At 49.7% G+C, this 17,322-nt stretch carries 11 protein-coding genes and 1 pseudogene; 6 read left to right on the top strand and 6 right to left on the bottom strand.

Going from position 1 to position 17,322, the window contains the following annotated elements; translation table 11 throughout:
• Nucleotides 1-51: 51 nt before the first annotated feature.
• Nucleotides 52-2,190, bottom strand: a complete 2,139-nt coding sequence (pvuA, locus tag R7Z77_RS08575; protein WP_213967516.1) for a TonB-dependent siderophore vibrioferrin receptor PvuA — start codon at nucleotides 2,188-2,190, stop codon at nucleotides 52-54.
• A gap of 120 nt (nucleotides 2,191-2,310) precedes the next feature.
• Nucleotides 2,311-4,347, bottom strand: coding sequence for a TonB-dependent receptor (locus tag R7Z77_RS08570; RefSeq protein WP_005383467.1), 2,037 nt, complete (start codon nucleotides 4,345-4,347; stop codon nucleotides 2,311-2,313).
• A 250-nt stretch (nucleotides 4,348-4,597) separates the two neighbouring features.
• Between R7Z77_RS08570 and R7Z77_RS08565 the strand changes: the two genes are divergently transcribed.
• From R7Z77_RS08565 to R7Z77_RS08545, 5 genes are read left to right on the top strand one after another with little or no spacing between them, the layout of a single operon-like run.
• Nucleotides 4,598-5,809: an acetyl-CoA carboxylase biotin carboxylase subunit family protein gene (locus R7Z77_RS08565; protein ID WP_053307985.1), complete on the top strand. Its 1,212-nt coding sequence runs from the start codon at nucleotides 4,598-4,600 to the stop codon at nucleotides 5,807-5,809.
• Nucleotides 5,806-7,638: an IucA/IucC family protein gene (locus R7Z77_RS08560; protein ID WP_064369566.1), complete on the top strand. Its 1,833-nt coding sequence runs from the start codon at nucleotides 5,806-5,808 to the stop codon at nucleotides 7,636-7,638. The genes R7Z77_RS08565 and R7Z77_RS08560 overlap by 4 nt, the downstream gene beginning before the upstream one ends.
• A 5-nt stretch (nucleotides 7,639-7,643) precedes the next feature.
• Nucleotides 7,644-8,849, top strand: coding sequence for an MFS transporter (locus R7Z77_RS08555; protein ID WP_064354993.1), 1,206 nt, complete (start codon nucleotides 7,644-7,646; stop codon nucleotides 8,847-8,849).
• Nucleotides 8,821-10,650, top strand: coding sequence for an IucA/IucC family protein (locus R7Z77_RS08550; protein WP_064354994.1), 1,830 nt, complete (start codon nucleotides 8,821-8,823; stop codon nucleotides 10,648-10,650). Before R7Z77_RS08555 ends, R7Z77_RS08550 begins: the two co-directional genes overlap by 29 nt.
• A complete protein-coding gene (locus R7Z77_RS08545; RefSeq protein WP_064354995.1) occupies nucleotides 10,643-11,845 on the top strand; it encodes a type III PLP-dependent enzyme in 1,203 nt (400 codons plus the stop codon). Before R7Z77_RS08550 ends, R7Z77_RS08545 begins: the two co-directional genes overlap by 8 nt.
• A gap of 72 nt (nucleotides 11,846-11,917) precedes the next feature.
• Here the strand turns inward: R7Z77_RS08545 and R7Z77_RS08540 are convergent, their stop codons facing one another.
• From R7Z77_RS08540 to R7Z77_RS08530, 3 genes are read right to left on the bottom strand one after another with little or no spacing between them, the layout of a single operon-like run.
• A complete protein-coding gene (locus R7Z77_RS08540) occupies nucleotides 11,918-13,162 on the bottom strand; it encodes an ABC transporter substrate-binding protein (protein WP_213967517.1) in 1,245 nt (414 codons plus the stop codon).
• 2 nt (nucleotides 13,163-13,164) lie between these two features.
• Nucleotides 13,165-14,595, bottom strand: coding sequence for a HAMP domain-containing sensor histidine kinase (locus R7Z77_RS08535; RefSeq protein WP_318136643.1), 1,431 nt, complete (start codon nucleotides 14,593-14,595; stop codon nucleotides 13,165-13,167).
• Nucleotides 14,585-15,292 carry a response regulator gene (locus R7Z77_RS08530; protein WP_029804119.1) on the bottom strand — a complete coding sequence of 236 codons (708 nt, stop codon included), beginning with the start codon at nucleotides 15,290-15,292 and terminating at the stop codon, nucleotides 14,585-14,587. Before R7Z77_RS08530 ends, R7Z77_RS08535 begins: the two co-directional genes overlap by 11 nt.
• 253 nt (nucleotides 15,293-15,545) lie before the next feature.
• Here R7Z77_RS08530 and ptsG point away from each other — a divergent pair, with 253 nt between their 5' ends.
• Entirely contained in the window at nucleotides 15,546-16,988 is a 1,443-nt protein-coding gene (gene ptsG, locus R7Z77_RS08525; RefSeq protein WP_213967518.1) for a glucose-specific PTS transporter subunit IIBC, read from the top strand.
• Nucleotides 16,989-17,082: 94 nt separating this feature from the next.
• On the opposite strand, the pseudogene R7Z77_RS08520 reads toward ptsG, so the two are convergent.
• A pseudogene (locus R7Z77_RS08520) lies at nucleotides 17,083-17,244 on the bottom strand (DUF302 domain-containing protein); the annotation flags it as partial.
• Between the last annotated feature and the right edge of the window lie 78 nt (nucleotides 17,245-17,322).

Raw genomic sequence — 17,322 nt, 5'->3', positions numbered from 1 at the left:
TCGCCAAGGTAAATTGGCGACTTTTCTTTTCAAACTCGGTGAACGAAACGCTTAAAACTGATAGTTCAGATCCAGTGTGTAAGAGCGTCCCGGAGCTGGGTACCGACCAACTGGGCTTGTATCAATCCCGCGGAAGTAATACTCCTCGTCAAACAAGTTGTTCACCGCAACATTCATGCGTAACTTGCCTTTGTCGTCTTTGTATAAATCCGTCCCCAAGTTGAAGTTCCACACCATGTAAGATGGTACTTTACCCGTTGCGCCAGTTGCATCTTCGGCACTGGTGTTGGCGTTATCGGTATACGAATCACTAAAGTAGAAGCCCGATAGCGTGGTGTCCATGCCGTAAAATGCGTAGGTTGCATCCCAACCAAGCTGATGCTTAGAGGTGTAAGGCAGTTGATTACCTTTATTCGCGCCTTCTTCTTCAAGCGTAGCGTCTAGATAGTTGTAGCTTGCGCCTAAACTCAGTGCAGGTAGTGCTTCAGGCACGTAACGAGCAGAAAGCTCTATGCCTTGGTGAAGTGTTTTTCCGATGTTATCGAAGGTCTGCGTTGAGCTTTGCCATTGCAATTGATCTTCAAAGTCGATGCGATAAAGTGCAGCGTTAAAGCTGGTCGCATCTTGGGTGTAACGCGCGCCGACTTCGTAGTTCCAAGCCAGTTCGCTACCTTCTTCACCCAAACCTCGGATGTAGGCAATTTGTGGCGCACGAAGTGATTTTTGCGCGTTCGCATACGTCACCCACTGGTCAGTTAAGTTGTATGCCACCGTCAAACCTGGCAACCATTCCGTCACGGTGTTGTCTGCCGTTTGTTTTTTACCACGATCGGTAAACGTCATTCGAACCGACTCAACACGCAACCCAGGCGTTACCTTCAATGTATCATTGAACAAACCAATTTCGTTGCTAACGTATCCAGCAAACGCGTCCGTATCTAGATGCCAATCACGCGGAACGCTGGTTGCACCACCGGCGATTGGAGTCTGAGTGAGTTTGTAGTAAATGTCTTCATTAACATAACGGGTACCCACGATCCAGTTTTGAGTAACGGATTTACCTTCGCCAAAGTACATCGCCATTTTTGGCTCTATATCATACACGGTAAATTCACGTGGAGAGGTACGAACGTCCGTCGCTGGCAGAGCCGGATCCGCCCAATGGCCACCCGCGCTGTTAAAGCCCCACTTGAAAAGACGCTCTGACTTATGGCCAAACGTTAGCACTTCTAGCTCGGCACTGTCGGCAAATGGCAAATCGTGGATGTACTTAACACTCCAGCGCGTCGACTTACCTTCATAATCATCGTAAGGACGTTTCGATTGGTGACGATCTTGCTCGTAATCTTGTGGCGAAAGTGCGCCCGGCATTTGCGTTTCAGCATCGTAACGTTGCAGGAATGCTTGAATCTCTTGAGTGTCACTCAGTAGCCACTGTGCTTTGGCTTGGAAGTTCTTCACGTCCGTATCGGAATGTTCACGGAAGCTTTCACCTTTTAGGAAGTTACCTTCCAACTGTAGTGCAAATGTGTCGCTTAACCAGCCGCCCGTGCGTAGGTAAAAATCATTCAGCGGCGCATCACCGCCATCAAACACGGTAAGGCGGTTACTGATTTCAGTTTGCCACGTGTGTGGAATCGGTTTGGTCACTAAGTTGATCACACCACCGACGTTGTTTGGGCCGTACTGTACTGCGGCACCACCGCGTACAATGTCAATACGATCAAGCATCGACAGTGTTGCTGGGAAGATAGACTGACCAGTGTGACCATATGGCGCAAGTGTTAGCGGTACACCATCCATCAAGAACTGAGCATGACCACTACGGCTTGCTTTCAAACCACGTACGGAAATGTTAGGCAATACGCCCGTTCCGCTTTCATCCTGAACTTTAATACCCGGCACGCGCTGTAGCGCGTTATCAATCGAGCCTGCGGCGGTTTTCTCGATTTGATCGCGGGTAATGACGGTACGAGCACCTGGGTACTCTTTGACGTCTTCAATTTCAGATTTACCAATCACGCTACCAGTGACAACGACGGTTTCCATCGTGGTAGTTTGTTCTTTTTTAGCAGGAGCAGCAACCGCGCTCATGGATGTGGCAGAAGCGATTGCAATCGCAAGCACACTGTAAGTGGTAGACAAACCAGCACGTACACGCACTTTACCATCCAAATTCTGGTAAGACATTAAGATCTCCTTTGCGAGAAATTGAGCCTCGGGCAGAATACATCCCGTAGGCTCTAGGGGCTAAACATCCTCAATATGAGGCAAAAATCGGCTAACAGGCGCTAACTACGCACAAAAAGCCTAGAACTGATATCCGTAGCTGAGCATGAACTCGGCTGGTGCGCCGTAGCCAATCTGGTTTAAGCCAGACGTGCCGTTTGTTGCGCCAAGAATGTATTTCTCATCCAAAATGTTGTAAGCGTTCGCTTGGATTTTGTGACGACCAGTGGTGTACGCCGCCATCAAATCCACCGTTGTGTAATCGCCAAGTGCGACGGCTTCGTCGTTACCTGCGTAACGGTCGCCCACGTACTTCACACCACCGCCTAAACGCCAGTTGTCATCCAATTGGTAAGTGCTCCAAAGAGAGAACAAGTGGTCTGATACATCGTTAGGCTTTTTGCCTGTGGCTTTGTCTTCCGCATCTAAGTAGCTGTAACCAACAGAGATGTCCCACTGTTTGGTGATTTGGCCGCGAGCCTCTAATTCAATGCCTTGGTGACGCACTTCAATTTTATCGATCACATCGCCGTCCACGTTAGTTTGTGGTTGCTCTTGATCAATCTGGAACAGTGCCGCATTCAACATTAATGCGTTATCCAAAAGGTACGCTTTCGCACCCACCTCTTTTAAGTCGGTGTGGAAGAATTCCGCCAATTTTGGATTGATGTAGATACCAGCGTACGGTAACTGCCAAGAGCGCGCTAAACTGGCGTATACGGATGTGTCGGAATTGATGCGGTATACCAAACCAGCACGGTAGCTGACTTTGTCATCATCCAACTTTTCCTTATCTGAGCCCGCTTTTTGTTGTTCGAGCTCCATCGAGTCGTAACGCACGTTACCGATCAAAGAAAGGTCGCCCCACGTATAGACGTCTTGCACATACAAACCTGTCGTGGTGGTGGTATTGTCACGAAATGGCTTAAAGCCCGGATCAGGCGTTGGACCAACGACTGGGTCGTATATATTTTGCGGAGGAAGCGTTTTGTCACTTGCCAACGTTAGGTCGATATCGATCTGGTTGAAATCTGCACCCACCATCAATTGATTGTCCCTGGTTTCCCAAACCAACTCAGATTGTAAAGTGGTCGTAGTACGTGGATCGTAACCAAAGTTGTTGACGGTTTGAGACACTTCATTACCCGTCACTTTGCCCTGACGCGTGCCTTTTTGCTCAAGTTCGATATGGTTGAACGCCGCTCGGTTGTTCCATACCCATTGATCATTCAGACGCCATTCGTAATCCACCGCAATACGGAGACTGTCTGACTCCTGATAGTCGTTTGTACCGCCAAAGTAAGTGCTTACTGGCAAATCAACTGGCTTGCCATTTTTTGATGGCACACCACGATACGGCACTAGTTCTTGATGGGCGTATTCCACGTCAATATCAATGGTGTGACCTTCCGCTGGTAACACACGAATGGTCGGTGCAATGAAGAAATCGTTTGAATCAACATGATCAACGTACGAGTCGGCTTGACGGTATTCCAAGTTAATACGCCCGTTGACCTTATCTGTAAACGCCATTGAGCTGTCGACCTGACCAACATATTGGTTGTTGCTGCCTACACTACCGTTTACGTGAGTAAAATTCTCACCGTTAGCGCGTTTCGTCACCAAGTTGATGATGCCCCCAGCCGAACCACGGCCATACAAAGCACCCGCAGGGCCTTTCACAATTTCAACGCGTTCAACGTTCGCTAAGCTGCGGTAAGACTGCAACGTACCGTCATCTCGCAAGCCATCACGGTACATATCGTTGAGTGAATCAAAACCACGGATCATGAACTGATCGCGGCTGCCTTCGCCCAAGGTGTTATTGACCCCGGCTACCCCATCTAGCGCATCCACTAAACGCACCGCGCCTCGGTCTTGCATTTCTGTTTTCGTTACTACGGATACCGCTTGTGGCACATCAAGCCATTCCACATCGGTTTTGGTGCCTGATTGAGGCATGTGTTCAGCATAACCTTCGTACTGATGACCGAAGACTTGAATCGTTTCAGTTGCTGATGGGGTTGAGTTCGTCTCTTCTGAAGCCACTGCGCTTGGTGCTACTAATGAAGAACCAATCGCGACCGCCAAGGGGGTCAGGGTCAATAATTTATTCATTCCATAATTCCGTTTAGTTGTTATAAAGCCAACGGATGGAAATAAGAACAAATATTATTTCTATTTGCAATATTAATTTTATGCTCTATATTTATTTACCCTAAAAACACAACTAACAACAAAAAAAACCAAATATCATAACAATAAATACTAAAACTTCTGCCCTCCGTCTCGAGAGAGGCACATTGGAAGACGACCGTGAGCGACTTTATCAACGTTAGAAGAAAATGTTAGAAAATTAGGAAAGCTCATGAAATCTACGATGATTATCGTAAGTCATGTCGTTAACGATGCAGTCACTCACGGCTTTGTGCCTGCAGCTAAAGCGATGGACCTTCACGTCGTTCTTATCACCGACCATAAGCTCAGCCATTTAGAGTTGGCGAGTCATGATAGTCACTTTAATCCGGATACCATTCTAGAATGTGATGTCTTCAACCCATTAGAACTCATCGAAACCATCACGGAGCATGAATTAAAGCCAGACGCTATTTTCAGCAATAGTGATCACTTACAAACTTCCACCGCCATCTGCGCGCAATTTTTTGGCCTCCCATCCAAAGATTGGTCTGTCACGTTAAAGGCCAAAAACAAACACTTAACTCGACAAGTGTTAAATGAAAAATCCTTACCCAACACACAAAGCTGTTTGCTGCATCGCCATTCGAATGTGGCATTAGGCATGGCCTTCCCTGTCGTAGCAAAACCCAAAGAAGGCGTGGCGAGTTTAGATGTACAGCGCTGTGACTCCCAAAGCGAGCTCGATGCTTACTCCGAGGCGTTTTGGCAAAAGCACCCAAACGCCGCCATTCTGGTGGAGCAGTTTCTTCAAGGACCGTTGGTTACGCTCGAAACTTTAGGAGACGGTAACCAACTTATCGCCGTGGGCGGTTTTGATGTGTCGCTCTCTGAGCCGCCTTACTTTATCGAAACCGCCGCAGACTGGAACGGACCAAACGGCATTGCTCACCGAGAAGCTTGCTTGGCTCAACTTAAAGCGTTCGGCGTTGGTTTTGGAGTTTGCCACAGCGAATTTATCATTACAGAAAATGGCCCGGTTCTGGTGGAAATTAACTACCGCAGTATTGGAGATGGCCGCGAATTCTTGCTCAACAATCTCGCTCACTTCGGTTGGTTTAGCACAATTTTGGGTCTGCATTTGGGCCGAAGATTGGCCGGCGATTACCAAATTCATGGGTCAGCGCACGTGCACTATGTGGTTGCGGAGCACAGTGGTGTGATTGACGGAGGTTCGACGTCGTTCATCCAACACGATGACGATATCATCACCCAGCAACAGGTACTAAAAACCGCTGGAGAACACTTCCAACAGAGTTATTCCAATAAGGATTATCTCGCCCGAATTTCGATTGTCTCACCATCAGGGCGAAACCTCGACCAAGCGCTGCAGAACGCGCTTAGCAATTTCGATCTAGCTCCGACTCGTGAGGTGGCAGCATGAACGACAACGCTTTGTATCTAACGCAACGATTGATCGACACTTGCTTACGCGAAGACATGTTTGGCATTTTGTCAAAAGCCAAGTTCAGTAGCGACGCGCCAAAAGAGGGAATTGTTCCTCAAGGCGAGCAAGTCTGGCTGATATTTGCCAACTCTGATTTCACGTTGTATTTACCCGTTGCGCCAACGTATTACATGCAGCACTGGCGCTACGGTCACGCCAATGACGAAACACCACAAGGTTGGTGGGTGGAGAAAAATGGCCAAGTCGAACATCAACAACATTACAAAGAGTGGATTGCACTACTAACGACACTGGCGCATGACAGCTCTCACGAATTGTTGGCGGGATACCTTCAAGAACTAGAATGTGCAGAGCAACACAAAGCGCTGTGTGACCAAGCGTTTCATCATCACGCAGACCACATTTCTCAACCAATATCCGAGCTTGGTTCTTGGCATCAAAAACTGCTGCTAGCCGACCAGATCGCTTCTTACCTTGACCATCCGTACTATCCAACTGCGCGGGCGAAGTTTGGTCTGAGCGATGAAGACCTTGCTAAGTACGCGCCCGAGTTTGCACCAAGCTTTGCTCTGCATTGGATTGCGATTGAAAAATCACTGGTGACATTAACCAGCGAACAACCTGATTGCTGGCCAACCATGGAGCAAGTTGGGCTTCCTGCTGATTTTGCACTGAGCCACGTACTGTTCCCTGCGCATCCGCTCACCCTGCGATCTTTAGAAGCCTTACCCGAAGGTATGATAGAAGCGCCTTTAACGTATCTAGACGTGACGCCGACGCTTTCCGTTCGTACGGTGGTCGTCAACGACGCACCGCACATTCACATCAAAGTTCCGCTGATCATGCGATCGCTAGGCACGAAAAACATTCGCTTAATCAAGCCTTCAACACTGTATGACGGCCACTGGTTTGAACGCCTACTCAGCCACCTTGAACAAACGGACGCAGACTTAAACAGTCGCTTGTTCCATTGCAACGAAAAACACGGTGGACACGTCGGCGAGGATAAAACCTTCGCGTACATCGTACGTGAGTACCCACTTATTCATTGCGAAGACAAAGCGCTAGTTCCGGTTGCCGCACTGGCAAGCCCAATGCCTGACGACCGCTTGTTCTTAGAACACTTGGCAGAGCAGTACTATCAACAAGATACGCTGGCGTGGTTCAAAGATTACGTCGACCTATTATGCCAAGTACACCTTACCTTGTGGCTTCGTTATGGCATTGCATTGGAGTCCAACCAGCAAAACGCCATCATTGCATTTGATCAACAGGGCAAAATGACGCTCGCGATGAAAGACAACGACGCAGCGCGAATTTGGCCAGAGCGCTTCCACTTTGCAACAGAGCATGCTGCCCAAAAACACGGCGCAAAACTACTTCCAGTGGATTGCGATGAACTGCTCGATCAACGCATCAAAGTCGACAATGAATTGGCGCTCGGTCAGATGTTTACCACCATCACATTACAACTGGATATCGCAGCGATTGTAGAAGCCATGGCAGCGAAGGGCATTGCCTCTTCAGCATCGCTTTACGCCATCGTGGCCAAAAGCATTTCAGAACAACTCAACCGATTAGAAGGCGAAGGGTTAGAGACGAAACTGGCACGCGAGTTACTGCAAGAGGCGCCTGATTTGTACGCCAAGTACTTGTTGAGCTCTGGCAGTTTGCTCTCGAAAGAAGCCTCCGGCGCGAGCGACATCAATAAGTTCTATGGTTTGTCGGCCCCGAACTTCTTACTGCTTTCTAGCGAAGAAGCGCAACGCGCCTACATAGAAGCCATCAAAAAAAGCGTACGTTAACGATTATGACCAAACTCATCTACAGTGTGTTGTTGTGCCACTTTATCGCTGCGTTTGCCGCGTTAGGTATGCCGCTATTTCTACCCGTCGTGTTGCCAACGTTAGGCGCAAGCATTGATGCGGACTGGGCAGGGGTATTGTTTATCCTACCTACGTTTTGTACTGCGTTGGCGGCGCGATTTTGGGGCAACTTTGCCGATCGCTACGGTCGCCGCCGCTCACTCTTGCGTGCACAACTTGGCCTTGCAGCAGGGTTTGCGCTGTGCGGCTTGGCAGACAACCTCGCCATGTTTGTGTTTGGTCTTATTGTTCAAGGAACCTTTGGCGGCACCATGGCCGCCTCGAACAGCTACTTATCTAGTCAAATTAAAGAAGCCAAAACACTCGGCAAGTCACTCAATAAAACCCAACTATCTGCTCGCTTGGCGCTGATCGTTGCGCCCATTGGGCTCGGCTGGAGCTTGTCAGAGACCAACCCGCTCAACGCGTATCTTTGGTTATGCGTTTTGCCTTTAATTGCTATGGGCATCACGCTAACACTGCCTGCGGATAAACCTGCCGAACGAAACCTCGAAAAGCCAAACTCAGAATCTCAGCAAGAAAAACCGGTTGCACAGAAAAACGCAATGCATGCCATTCGTTGGATCTTCTTTGCTCAGTTCGGGTTTGCGTTTTCCATGGTGGTGACCTTTCCTTATTTCTCGCCGTTTGTGCAGCAATATGGCATCACTCACCACGCATGGATCGGTTTTTTGTACGCACTGCCGCATGGCATCTATCTGTTGCTGGCAGGCAAAATCCACGTGTTGTCAGATGGGCTGAATCGCCATCAACCGCTGCGCACGTTGTGGCTCGGGTTTGCATTGCTTGCCGTGAGCTCTGCCTTGCATTTGATTGCGTCCGAAACCGCACTCATTGCTGCGAGAATTGTCTTCGGCATCGCGATGGTGTGTTGCTATCACGGATTGCATCAGCATCTTGCGAGCCATCTGGATCGCAAACTCAGTGGCAAAGTATTTTCTCGCTTTGATGCCATGTCCAAATGGGGTGGCGTGGCAGCGGGATTTTGCGCTTCTTTCATTTCTAGCTTGGGGCTACTTGAGGTTCCTTTCCTACTTTCTGCGATAGTCAGCGTAATCACCTTGATCGCGCTGGTTCTCCATTCAAAATTTGGAAATCAACATGTTACAAACTCAATCCTCTCAGACTAGCGAGTTGCGCGCGCATGATGTGCAGCTCAATCGGGAGAAGGCCCAACTCAACACGATTATGGGTGTTCTTAATTGTTACTTACGTGAATTTGCGCTACCGAATCAACAAGTGGAATGGCACTACCAATCGACATCGCTACCCCAAACGTTAAAACGCAACTATTCCGCCAAGCAGCGGGTAGCCGTTTATCTTTCTCAACAAAATGGCGTGCTGGTTTTGCCGATTCACTACGCGAGCAAACTGGGCAAAATCAAATTGGCAGAACTGCCATGGGCGAAAATGCCGGGATCTGGTTGGGCGAAATTGGATGCCACGCAAACTCTTACGCTTTTGCTTAACTATCTCAAGCAGGTATTGGCGATCCCATTTAACCATGAGCTGATCGAACAACTGGAAAATAGCGTGCTGGTTACCGAGCAGTTTCTCAACGTCGCGCCCAAATCGCATCACAACGAGTTTATCGCTTCGGAACAGTCTCTGATTTGGGGGCATACTTTCCATCCGACCCCAAAAAGTCGTTCGGGCGTCACCATGGATGATCTCTTGGCGTTTTCTCCAGAAGTCGGCGCGCAAGTCCCGCTGTACTGGTTTGAAGTGGATACGTCCTTACTTGATGTGCTGAGTTCCGACGGAGAAGCTAACCCTGCTCAGCACATGCTACAACAGCTCGCGCCACAACACGCCACCAGCAATGGGAAGACCCTCTACCCTTGTCATCCTTGGGAAAGCTACACCATTTTGAGCAACCCAAGCGTGAAGCGTGCCATTGAACAAGGCAAGATCACGCCACTGGGTTTAGGTGGTGAAAAGATGCAGCCGACCTCTTCAGTTCGTACCCTCTACCACCCAGATATGGATTGGTTTGCGAAATTCTCCATCAACGTACGATTAACCAATTGCGTGCGCAAAAACGCGTGGTACGAACTCGACAGCGCCGTGCAGCTCACGTCGATTCTCAAACCAATTCGAGAAAACGAACAGCTGCACAACCCCGTATTTAAAGTGATGACAGAGCCTTACGCCACCACATTGAATCTAGAAAGTGTCGCTGAGCGTAATTGGGATGACAACACCAAAGCGCGCGAATCGTTTGGGATTTTGTATCGCGAAAATTTCTCGCTGAGCGAAGTCGATATCTTAAAACCAACCCTCGCTGGCGCTCTGTTTGCTTACGACAAAAACGGCAACAGTTGCATTGCTCAACGCCTTAAAAACAAAGCGCGTACTACGCAAAATCGCTATTCCGACATCGCGACACTGTGGCTTGAGCGCTATTTGCATTGCCTAATTCCGGGCGTGTTTAATTACTACTTCAAACACGGGGTGGCGTTTGAGCCGCATTTGCAAAACACCTTGATTGGCTTTGAGCAAGAGATGCCGTGTTGTGTTTGGATTCGTGATTTGGAAGGCACTAAATTACTGCCAGAGTTCTGGCCAGCAGAAACATTAACTGATTTGTCTGAACGCGCGCGACAATCGGTTTACTACAGTCGCGAACAAGGCTGGAATCGCATCGGATACTGCACCTTTATCAACAACATCAGCGAAGCGATTTTCTTCATCGCAGAAGGTGATGAGCCACTAGAGCAAACGCTATGGAATGCGGTGCAAAGTGCCATTGTGCGTTGGCAATCAGTGAATGGAAAACAGCCGGAACTAGAAGCGTTGCTGAATGGCGGTCACTTCCCGAGCAAAAATAATTTCACCACGCGTTTGATGCAAAAAGCCGATAAGGAGTCGGGCTATACCCAAGTCGCCACGCCTTGGCAGCAACACGAAAAAGGAGCGCAACATGTCTAATTCCCTCTCTCTACCGACACGCGTTAGCCAACAAGTTCACACACTCGCACAGCAGCAAAGTCAACCCTTGTGCGCATACGTGTATGACCTAAGCGCCTTAGAAGAACACATCAAACAACTGCGTCACGTTTTGCCGAGAAATGTCGAGCTATTTTACGCAGCCAAAGCCAATCCATCGGGCCCGATTCTTAAAACGCTCGCGCCGTATGTCGATGGTTTTGAAGCGGCATCTGGCGGGGAGTTGACACACCTCCACCAGCAACAACTCGATAAGCCATTGATCTTCGGTGGCCCCGGAAAAATGCTAAGTGAATTGCAACAAGCGATTGAGCTTGATGTTGATGCAATTCATGTCGAAAGCCTCACCGAGCTACAACGCATTGGAGCACTAACCGAGCGCCTCAACCGCCCTGCTTCGATCTTTTTGCGTATGAACATCGATATTGGCGACATCACGCTCAGCAAGTTGGCGATGGGTGGCAAGCCGACTCCATTTGGCTTGGACGAGTCCGAGCTGAGTAATGCTTTGATGTTGCTGCGCGATTTCCCGCAAGTGTCACTCAAAGGCTTCCATTTTCACTTGATGTCGCATCAGCTCGATGTTGAACGTCACTTAGCGTTAATGCAGCGCTATTTCCAAGTCGTGAAAACGTGGCAGCAGGAGTTCGAACTCAGTGAGCTGATGATCAACTTGGGCGGCGGCATGGGGATTAACTACCAAAACCCTGAGCAACACTTTCCGTGGATGGAGTTTTGCGACAAGTTGGAATTCCTCATCGCCAAAGAGCAAGTGCAAGACTGGACACTGCGTTTTGAATGCGGACGTTTCATCACGGCGGCATGCGGTTATTACGTGATGGAAGTACTGGATATTAAGCAAAATCTTGGCGAAAACTTTGTCATCGCGCGCGGAGGAACTCACCACTTCCGCACGCCAGCGGCGCAGAGCCATGATCATCCATTCGTCATCCTGAAAAGCGAGCAACACCATGAGATTTCTCATCCAATTCAGCATGCACAAGCGACCTTTGTCGGCCAGCTTTGTACGCCCAAAGATGTGCTGGCACGCAATCAACACGTCGCCCACGTCGATATTGGTGATTACGTTGTGTTTACCTTAGCGGGCGCCTATGCGTGGAACATCTCCCATCAAAACTTCTTGATGCATGAACCGCCGATCTTCCACTATTTTTAAACGGCATACTTCGCTTTACTCAGCCCCAATCATTGGGGCTTTTTTATTCCACTCGGCACAAATTAATTGCCATTAACCGCTTTGCGAAATAGCAATAATGCGTTTTATCAGCTCGTCGGGTTCCATCTTGGGATTGCGGTAAAAACGGAAGATTTCCGAGTTTATCGCTTGCTGAGCAACCGGATTGACCGCCATTGAATCAATCATACTCGGCACAGCGAGGTTGTGTTTAACGCCGTAGTGAAAGTCTTGATATGACTGGACCTGACACGGATTAAAATCGCTGATGTCGATATCGGTACGCACCGGAATCGAGCCTTTTACCTTATTGAACTTAGCTTGAAACTCGACGTCTGCCAGCGCGCTTGCGGTTTGCTGAGCCGCCTCGGCAGAAAACGACTTGCTCGACATAAACACCAAGCTGTCCATGTTGTAGAGGAATACACCATCGCTGTCCGGCGTTGGGTAACAGCCGACCTCTTGCGGAACCGAGACTTGATTGACGAGCAGCTCACCTAATATCCAATCACCGCCGATTTGAAACAGTGCTTGACCGTCGGCTAGCGCTTGGGTCGCCGTATCCCACTTACTGTCGGGCAATTGGTTGTCGATCAACAAACTGAGGCGACGAAATTGCGTCAGTGCTTGGCGCAGGGTGTCGCTGTCGATGCTATCTCGCTCAAGTTTAACCATCGCATTGGTGTAGAACTCAACGCCGCCAGTGGAGATCACTAAGTTCTCGAAAAGTTGGGCGACTTGCCACGGCTGCTCACCGACCGCGATCGGTACAATGCCATTTTGCTTAGCAAGCTCCATGGCAGCGAACATCTCTTGCCAGTTTTTCGGCGCGGACAGATTCAGTTGTTTAAGCAGTTTGTGGTTGACCCACAACCAGTTCAAACGGTGCAGCGTAAGTGGCAGGGCGATATAGCCGTTTTGTGTTTTATTGATTTCAATAGACAGCGGGTAGAGCACCTCGTCCCAGCGCTGCTCATCCGCTACCGTGTTGACGTTGTGCAAAATACCGATGGCATCCCACGCCTTAATACTTGGCCCTTCTATTTGCGCGAAGCTCGGTGGATTGCCCGCCAGCGCGCGAGCTTGCAGTACCGTCATTGCGCTGTCGCCACCACCGCCTAGCACCGGGCTTTGCAGCAGCTCAATATCGTGCCGTTTTAGCTGAGCTTTGAGTGTTTGCAGCGCTTGCTGTTCGCCGTCAGAAGTCCGCCAATGTAAAAACTCTACCCCTTGTGGCGACTCAGCGTGAGCGACGCAAGGGGCGAGCAACAGTGGGAACAAGAATGCCAGTTTGTTCATAGTCAGTCTCTCGGGAAAGTCAGCGTGGCGCAGAGGCCGCCAAACTGAGAATGGCTCAGCAACAAGTTGCCGCCATGAGCCTTTGCAATACTCTGTGAAATGGTTAACCCCAGCCCACTGCCTTCTTTATCGTTGCTAGCGCGGAAGTATGGCTGGCAGAGCTTTTCAAGTAATAAATCGTCAACGCCGCCACCGTGATCTTCAATTTCAATCTGGATCGACTCTGGGCTTTCACTCAGCGTAATGTCCGCTTGATGGCCGTATTTGAGCGCGTTATCGACCAGATTCTGAATGCAGCGCTTAATCGCTAACGGTTTACCAGCAAAGTGGGTGCGGATTTCACCGTGGATGCGAATTGTGTCCGGCGCATCGGCGATATTGGAGGAAATGTGCTGAATCAGTTGGGTGAAATTGATCGGCTCGATTTCCTCGTGGATATCGGTCTCTTTAATGCATTGCAATGCGCCTTTGACCATCAAATCTAGGTCGTTACTCAGGCGGATAAAGCGTTCTCGGTCGGCGTCGTCATCCAGCATTTCCGCTCGCAGTTTTAGGCAGGCAATCGGCGTTTTCAGATCGTGGGAGATGGCGCTGAACAGCATCTCGCGGTCTTTAATGTGGCTGTCGATGCGTCGATTCATTTTGTTAAACGCACGTACCGCCGCTTTCAGTTCGTTACTGCCGCGCTCAGAAACTTCGGGCACGTCTAATCGGCTCGACATCAGGGTTGCGGCTTTTGCCAGCTCTCGAATTGGTTGAATTTCTTTGCGAACGATAAACCAGGTACACAGCAACAGCATTAGCGCGGACAGCAATAGCGTCAGCCATTGGCGCAGCTCAAAATAGTTAGTCTCTAGGTTGATGTAAGGCGCGGGTAGCACCGCCGCGAGATAAAACCATTCGTTCTGCGCGACTTCGACCTGCATCACCAGAATGGGTGGATTGAGGTCACCAAACGAAAGCGAATAATGCGCCCACAATAGTGGCAGTTCATCGATAGGTAGCTCGTTGTTGAACACTTTGAGTTTGTCGCGCTGGGTGAACTCCACCTCGATATTAGGAATGCCGCTCAGCTCGCTTTCTAATACTTCACGAACTTGGTTGATGACCAGCGTTTTGCGCTCGCTCTCTGGCAGCGGGTCGACGTCAATCTGGTGATTGTTGAGTGAGACGAAAAAGCGCGTACCACCCATGTTGCGTAGTTGATTGAGCACCAAGTGGTGATATTCCGAAGGGAGGGTTTGAAAGAAGGCGATGGTAGAAGAAGCGCTCAGTGCTAAGCTTTTGACTGTGGTGGTCAGGCCCTCTTTATCGCGTTCGCTGGCGTGTTGATACCAGATAATTCCGGATAATACCTGCGCCAGAATGATCACCAGCAACAAGAACACACTGGTGCGAACGACCAGTGATCCCGTCCAGCGTTTAATTCTCATAATGCACGTCCGTGGTCAGCATGTAGCCTTTATTGCGCACTGTTAGGATCAGCGAACGGTCTTTATCTTCAAGGTGATGACGCAAGCGGCTGATCTGCACGTCAATGCCGCGTTCAAACGGGTCGGCATCGCGTCCCCAGATCTCGCGCGCAATGTCATCGCGAGACAATATTGATTGCGCGTGGTTGACGAACAAACCGAGCAGCGACAAATCCGCGCCACTAAGTTGCTTAACCTCGCGGCTAGCAACGTGGGTCAGTTGCCGGGTTACGGTATCTAATAACCAATCGTCAAAACGCACTTTACGCGTCAGTTTGCTATTGGCGGTCGTTTGGCTGCGTCTCAGAATCGTTTTGATGCGCGCGAGCAGTTCACGCGGACTGAATGATTTGGTGATGTAGTCGTCAGCGCCCATTTCTAGTCCTGCGACTCGGTCGGCTTCTTCAGTGACTGCGGTCAGCATGATGATCGGGATATCGGAGTTTTTGCGCAGTTTCTGGCACAGGGTAAAGCCGTCTTCACCGGGCATCATAATATCGAGGATGATTAAATCAGGATGGTGATCGTTGAGCAGTTGCCACATCGCGCCGCCGTTTTCCGCGCAAAGCACTTCAAACCCAGCGCGACCAAGGTAATCCGACAACGCTTCGCGAAGGTCGAGGTTGTCATCGACGACCAGTATCTGCTTGTTTTCCATCCTACTTTCCCTGTGTCCGTCCCTGAGTTTGGCGCTGGCCAATATGATGCATTCTTAAACGCACATTCACAATCGAGCCGATTACAATTTTCACTTCTCGGTGTAAGAGATTTGTAAGCGACCACTTACAAACTGATTGCCTTTTGTAACCTTAGGCGCCGCCTTGCTCGCTATGATCATCCTGACCTTACGTGAAACAACATGACCTGAAGGAATCAGGTCCTACAACACTGGCATTCGTCAGGAGGAAACCATGTTTGCAAGTATATTTGGACAACTACAAAAAATAGGGCGGTCGTTGATGCTGCCTGTGGCGGTGTTACCAGTGGCTGGCTTGATGCTGGGTATTGGTAACGCGGGTTTTGCGTTTATTCCAGACGCGGTCAACAAAGTGATGCTCGCCGCCGGTGAAGGCGTGTTCGGCAACATGCAGTTGATGTTTGCGGTCGGTGTGGCGCTCGGGTTATCAAAAGGCAATGACGGTGCGGCTGCGCTCGCAGGCTTAGTTGGCCTAATTATTATGAACGCATCGCTCGGTATCGTGACTGGCCTGCGCGGCCTAGAAACTGACGCCACGATCATGGGCGTTGAGACGCTGCAAACCGGGGTGTTTGGCGGCATCTTTATCGGTGCGGTGGCGGCAATCATGTACAACCGCTTCTACAACATCAAACTGCCGGAATATTTGGGCTTCTTCGCGGGTAAGCGATTTGTGCCCATTGTCACCGGTCTATCGGCGATCGTCGTTGGTGCGATTCTCGCGTTTGCATGGCCACCTGTCGGACAACTTCTTGATGCATTCTCTCATTGGGCAGCGTACCAAAACCCTGTACTCGCGTGGGCGGTTTACGGCGCGGGCGAACGTTCACTACTCCCGGTTGGTTTGCACCACATCTGGAATGCGCCGTTCTTCTTTGAAGTCGGCAGCTATGTAGACCCAGAAACCGGCAAAGAGTTTACCGGTGAGCTCACTCGCTTCTTCGCGGGCGATAAAACCGCAGGTTATCTGTCTGGTGGCTTTATGTACTCCATGTGGGCGCTACCAGCAGCGGCATTGGCGATTTACCACTGCGCGTCTCCTGAGCGTAAGAAAATCGTCGGTGGTTTGATGATGTCTGCGGCGTTGACCTCTTGGTTAACTGGTATCACAGAGCCAATCGAATTTACCTTCCTATTCGTCGCGCCAGTGCTGTACGTGATCCATATTTTCCTAACTGGTATTGCGTTTGCGATCACCGCATTTTTGGAAATCAAACACAGTACTGACTTTGCGCACGGCGCGATCCAGTTCTTCCTTTACTACCCAATGTCGAGCAACGCGTGGATGTTCATCATCATCGGTCCAATCTGGGCGACGCTGTACTATGGCTTGTTCCGCTTCCTAATTGTGAAGTTGGATCTAAAAACGCCGGGTCGTGAAACCGACATTGCAGAAGTGAAGATTGCCGGACAGCCTGATGAAATTGCGGTGGATGTAGTCGCTGCATCGGGCGGCAAAGCCAATATTAAGTCAGTCGATGCGTGTATCACTCGTCTGCGTGTCTCGGTGAAAGACATCGCTAACGTTGATGTTGCTAAGCTAAAAGAACTTGGCGCGCGAGATGTGTTAGTGATTGGCGACAGTTTACAAGCGATTTTCGGTACGCAGTCTGACTCAATTAAGTCAGAAGTGCACAGCGTACTCGCCACCTCCTGATCTTACCTCCCCCAATCTAGGTAAGATTTGCCAACCTCCTTGTGAGGTTGGCTTTTTGTTTTCGGAGTAAAAAAAGCGAAGCCAATAACCAGCCCTACTTCGCCGCCGCGTTGGTTAAATTGCTCAGCACGCCGCTGATTTTGTTCAATACCTCGTCACAGCCTTCAATATGATGGCGCTGCTTTAAATACATCGGATCGTTGTAAGCTAACCACGTTTTACCTTCAGCATCTTCATACACCAACACTTTTTGGGGTGTGCGACGTGAAGTCGTATGAAGCGCTGTTCACCGCTTAATGTGTGAACCATCTGTATCACCAGATGAACCTAGGAC

This window comes from Vibrio sp. 1401, assembly GCF_033340295.1.
Note: the sequence above shows the minus strand (reverse complement) of the source record. Positions and strands in the feature narration are given on the sequence as shown.

Coding starts and splice junctions, on each gene's coding strand:
- R7Z77_RS08545 (WP_064354995.1), top strand. CDS start 10,643: ATGTCTAATTCCCTCTCTCTACCGACACGCGTTAGCCAACAAGTTCAC.
- R7Z77_RS08540 (WP_213967517.1), bottom strand. CDS start 13,162: ATGAACAAACTGGCATTCTTGTTCCCACTGTTGCTCGCCCCTTGCGTC.
- R7Z77_RS08555 (WP_064354993.1), top strand. CDS start 7,644: ATGACCAAACTCATCTACAGTGTGTTGTTGTGCCACTTTATCGCTGCG.
- R7Z77_RS08570 (WP_005383467.1), bottom strand. CDS start 4,347: ATGAATAAATTATTGACCCTGACCCCCTTGGCGGTCGCGATTGGTTCT.
- ptsG (WP_213967518.1), top strand. CDS start 15,546: ATGTTTGCAAGTATATTTGGACAACTACAAAAAATAGGGCGGTCGTTG.
- pvuA (WP_213967516.1), bottom strand. CDS start 2,190: ATGTCTTACCAGAATTTGGATGGTAAAGTGCGTGTACGTGCTGGTTTG.
- R7Z77_RS08535 (WP_318136643.1), bottom strand. CDS start 14,595: ATGAGAATTAAACGCTGGACGGGATCACTGGTCGTTCGCACCAGTGTG.
- R7Z77_RS08565 (WP_053307985.1), top strand. CDS start 4,598: ATGAAATCTACGATGATTATCGTAAGTCATGTCGTTAACGATGCAGTC.
- R7Z77_RS08530 (WP_029804119.1), bottom strand. CDS start 15,292: ATGGAAAACAAGCAGATACTGGTCGTCGATGACAACCTCGACCTTCGC.
- R7Z77_RS08550 (WP_064354994.1), top strand. CDS start 8,821: ATGTTACAAACTCAATCCTCTCAGACTAGCGAGTTGCGCGCGCATGAT.
- R7Z77_RS08560 (WP_064369566.1), top strand. CDS start 5,806: ATGAACGACAACGCTTTGTATCTAACGCAACGATTGATCGACACTTGC.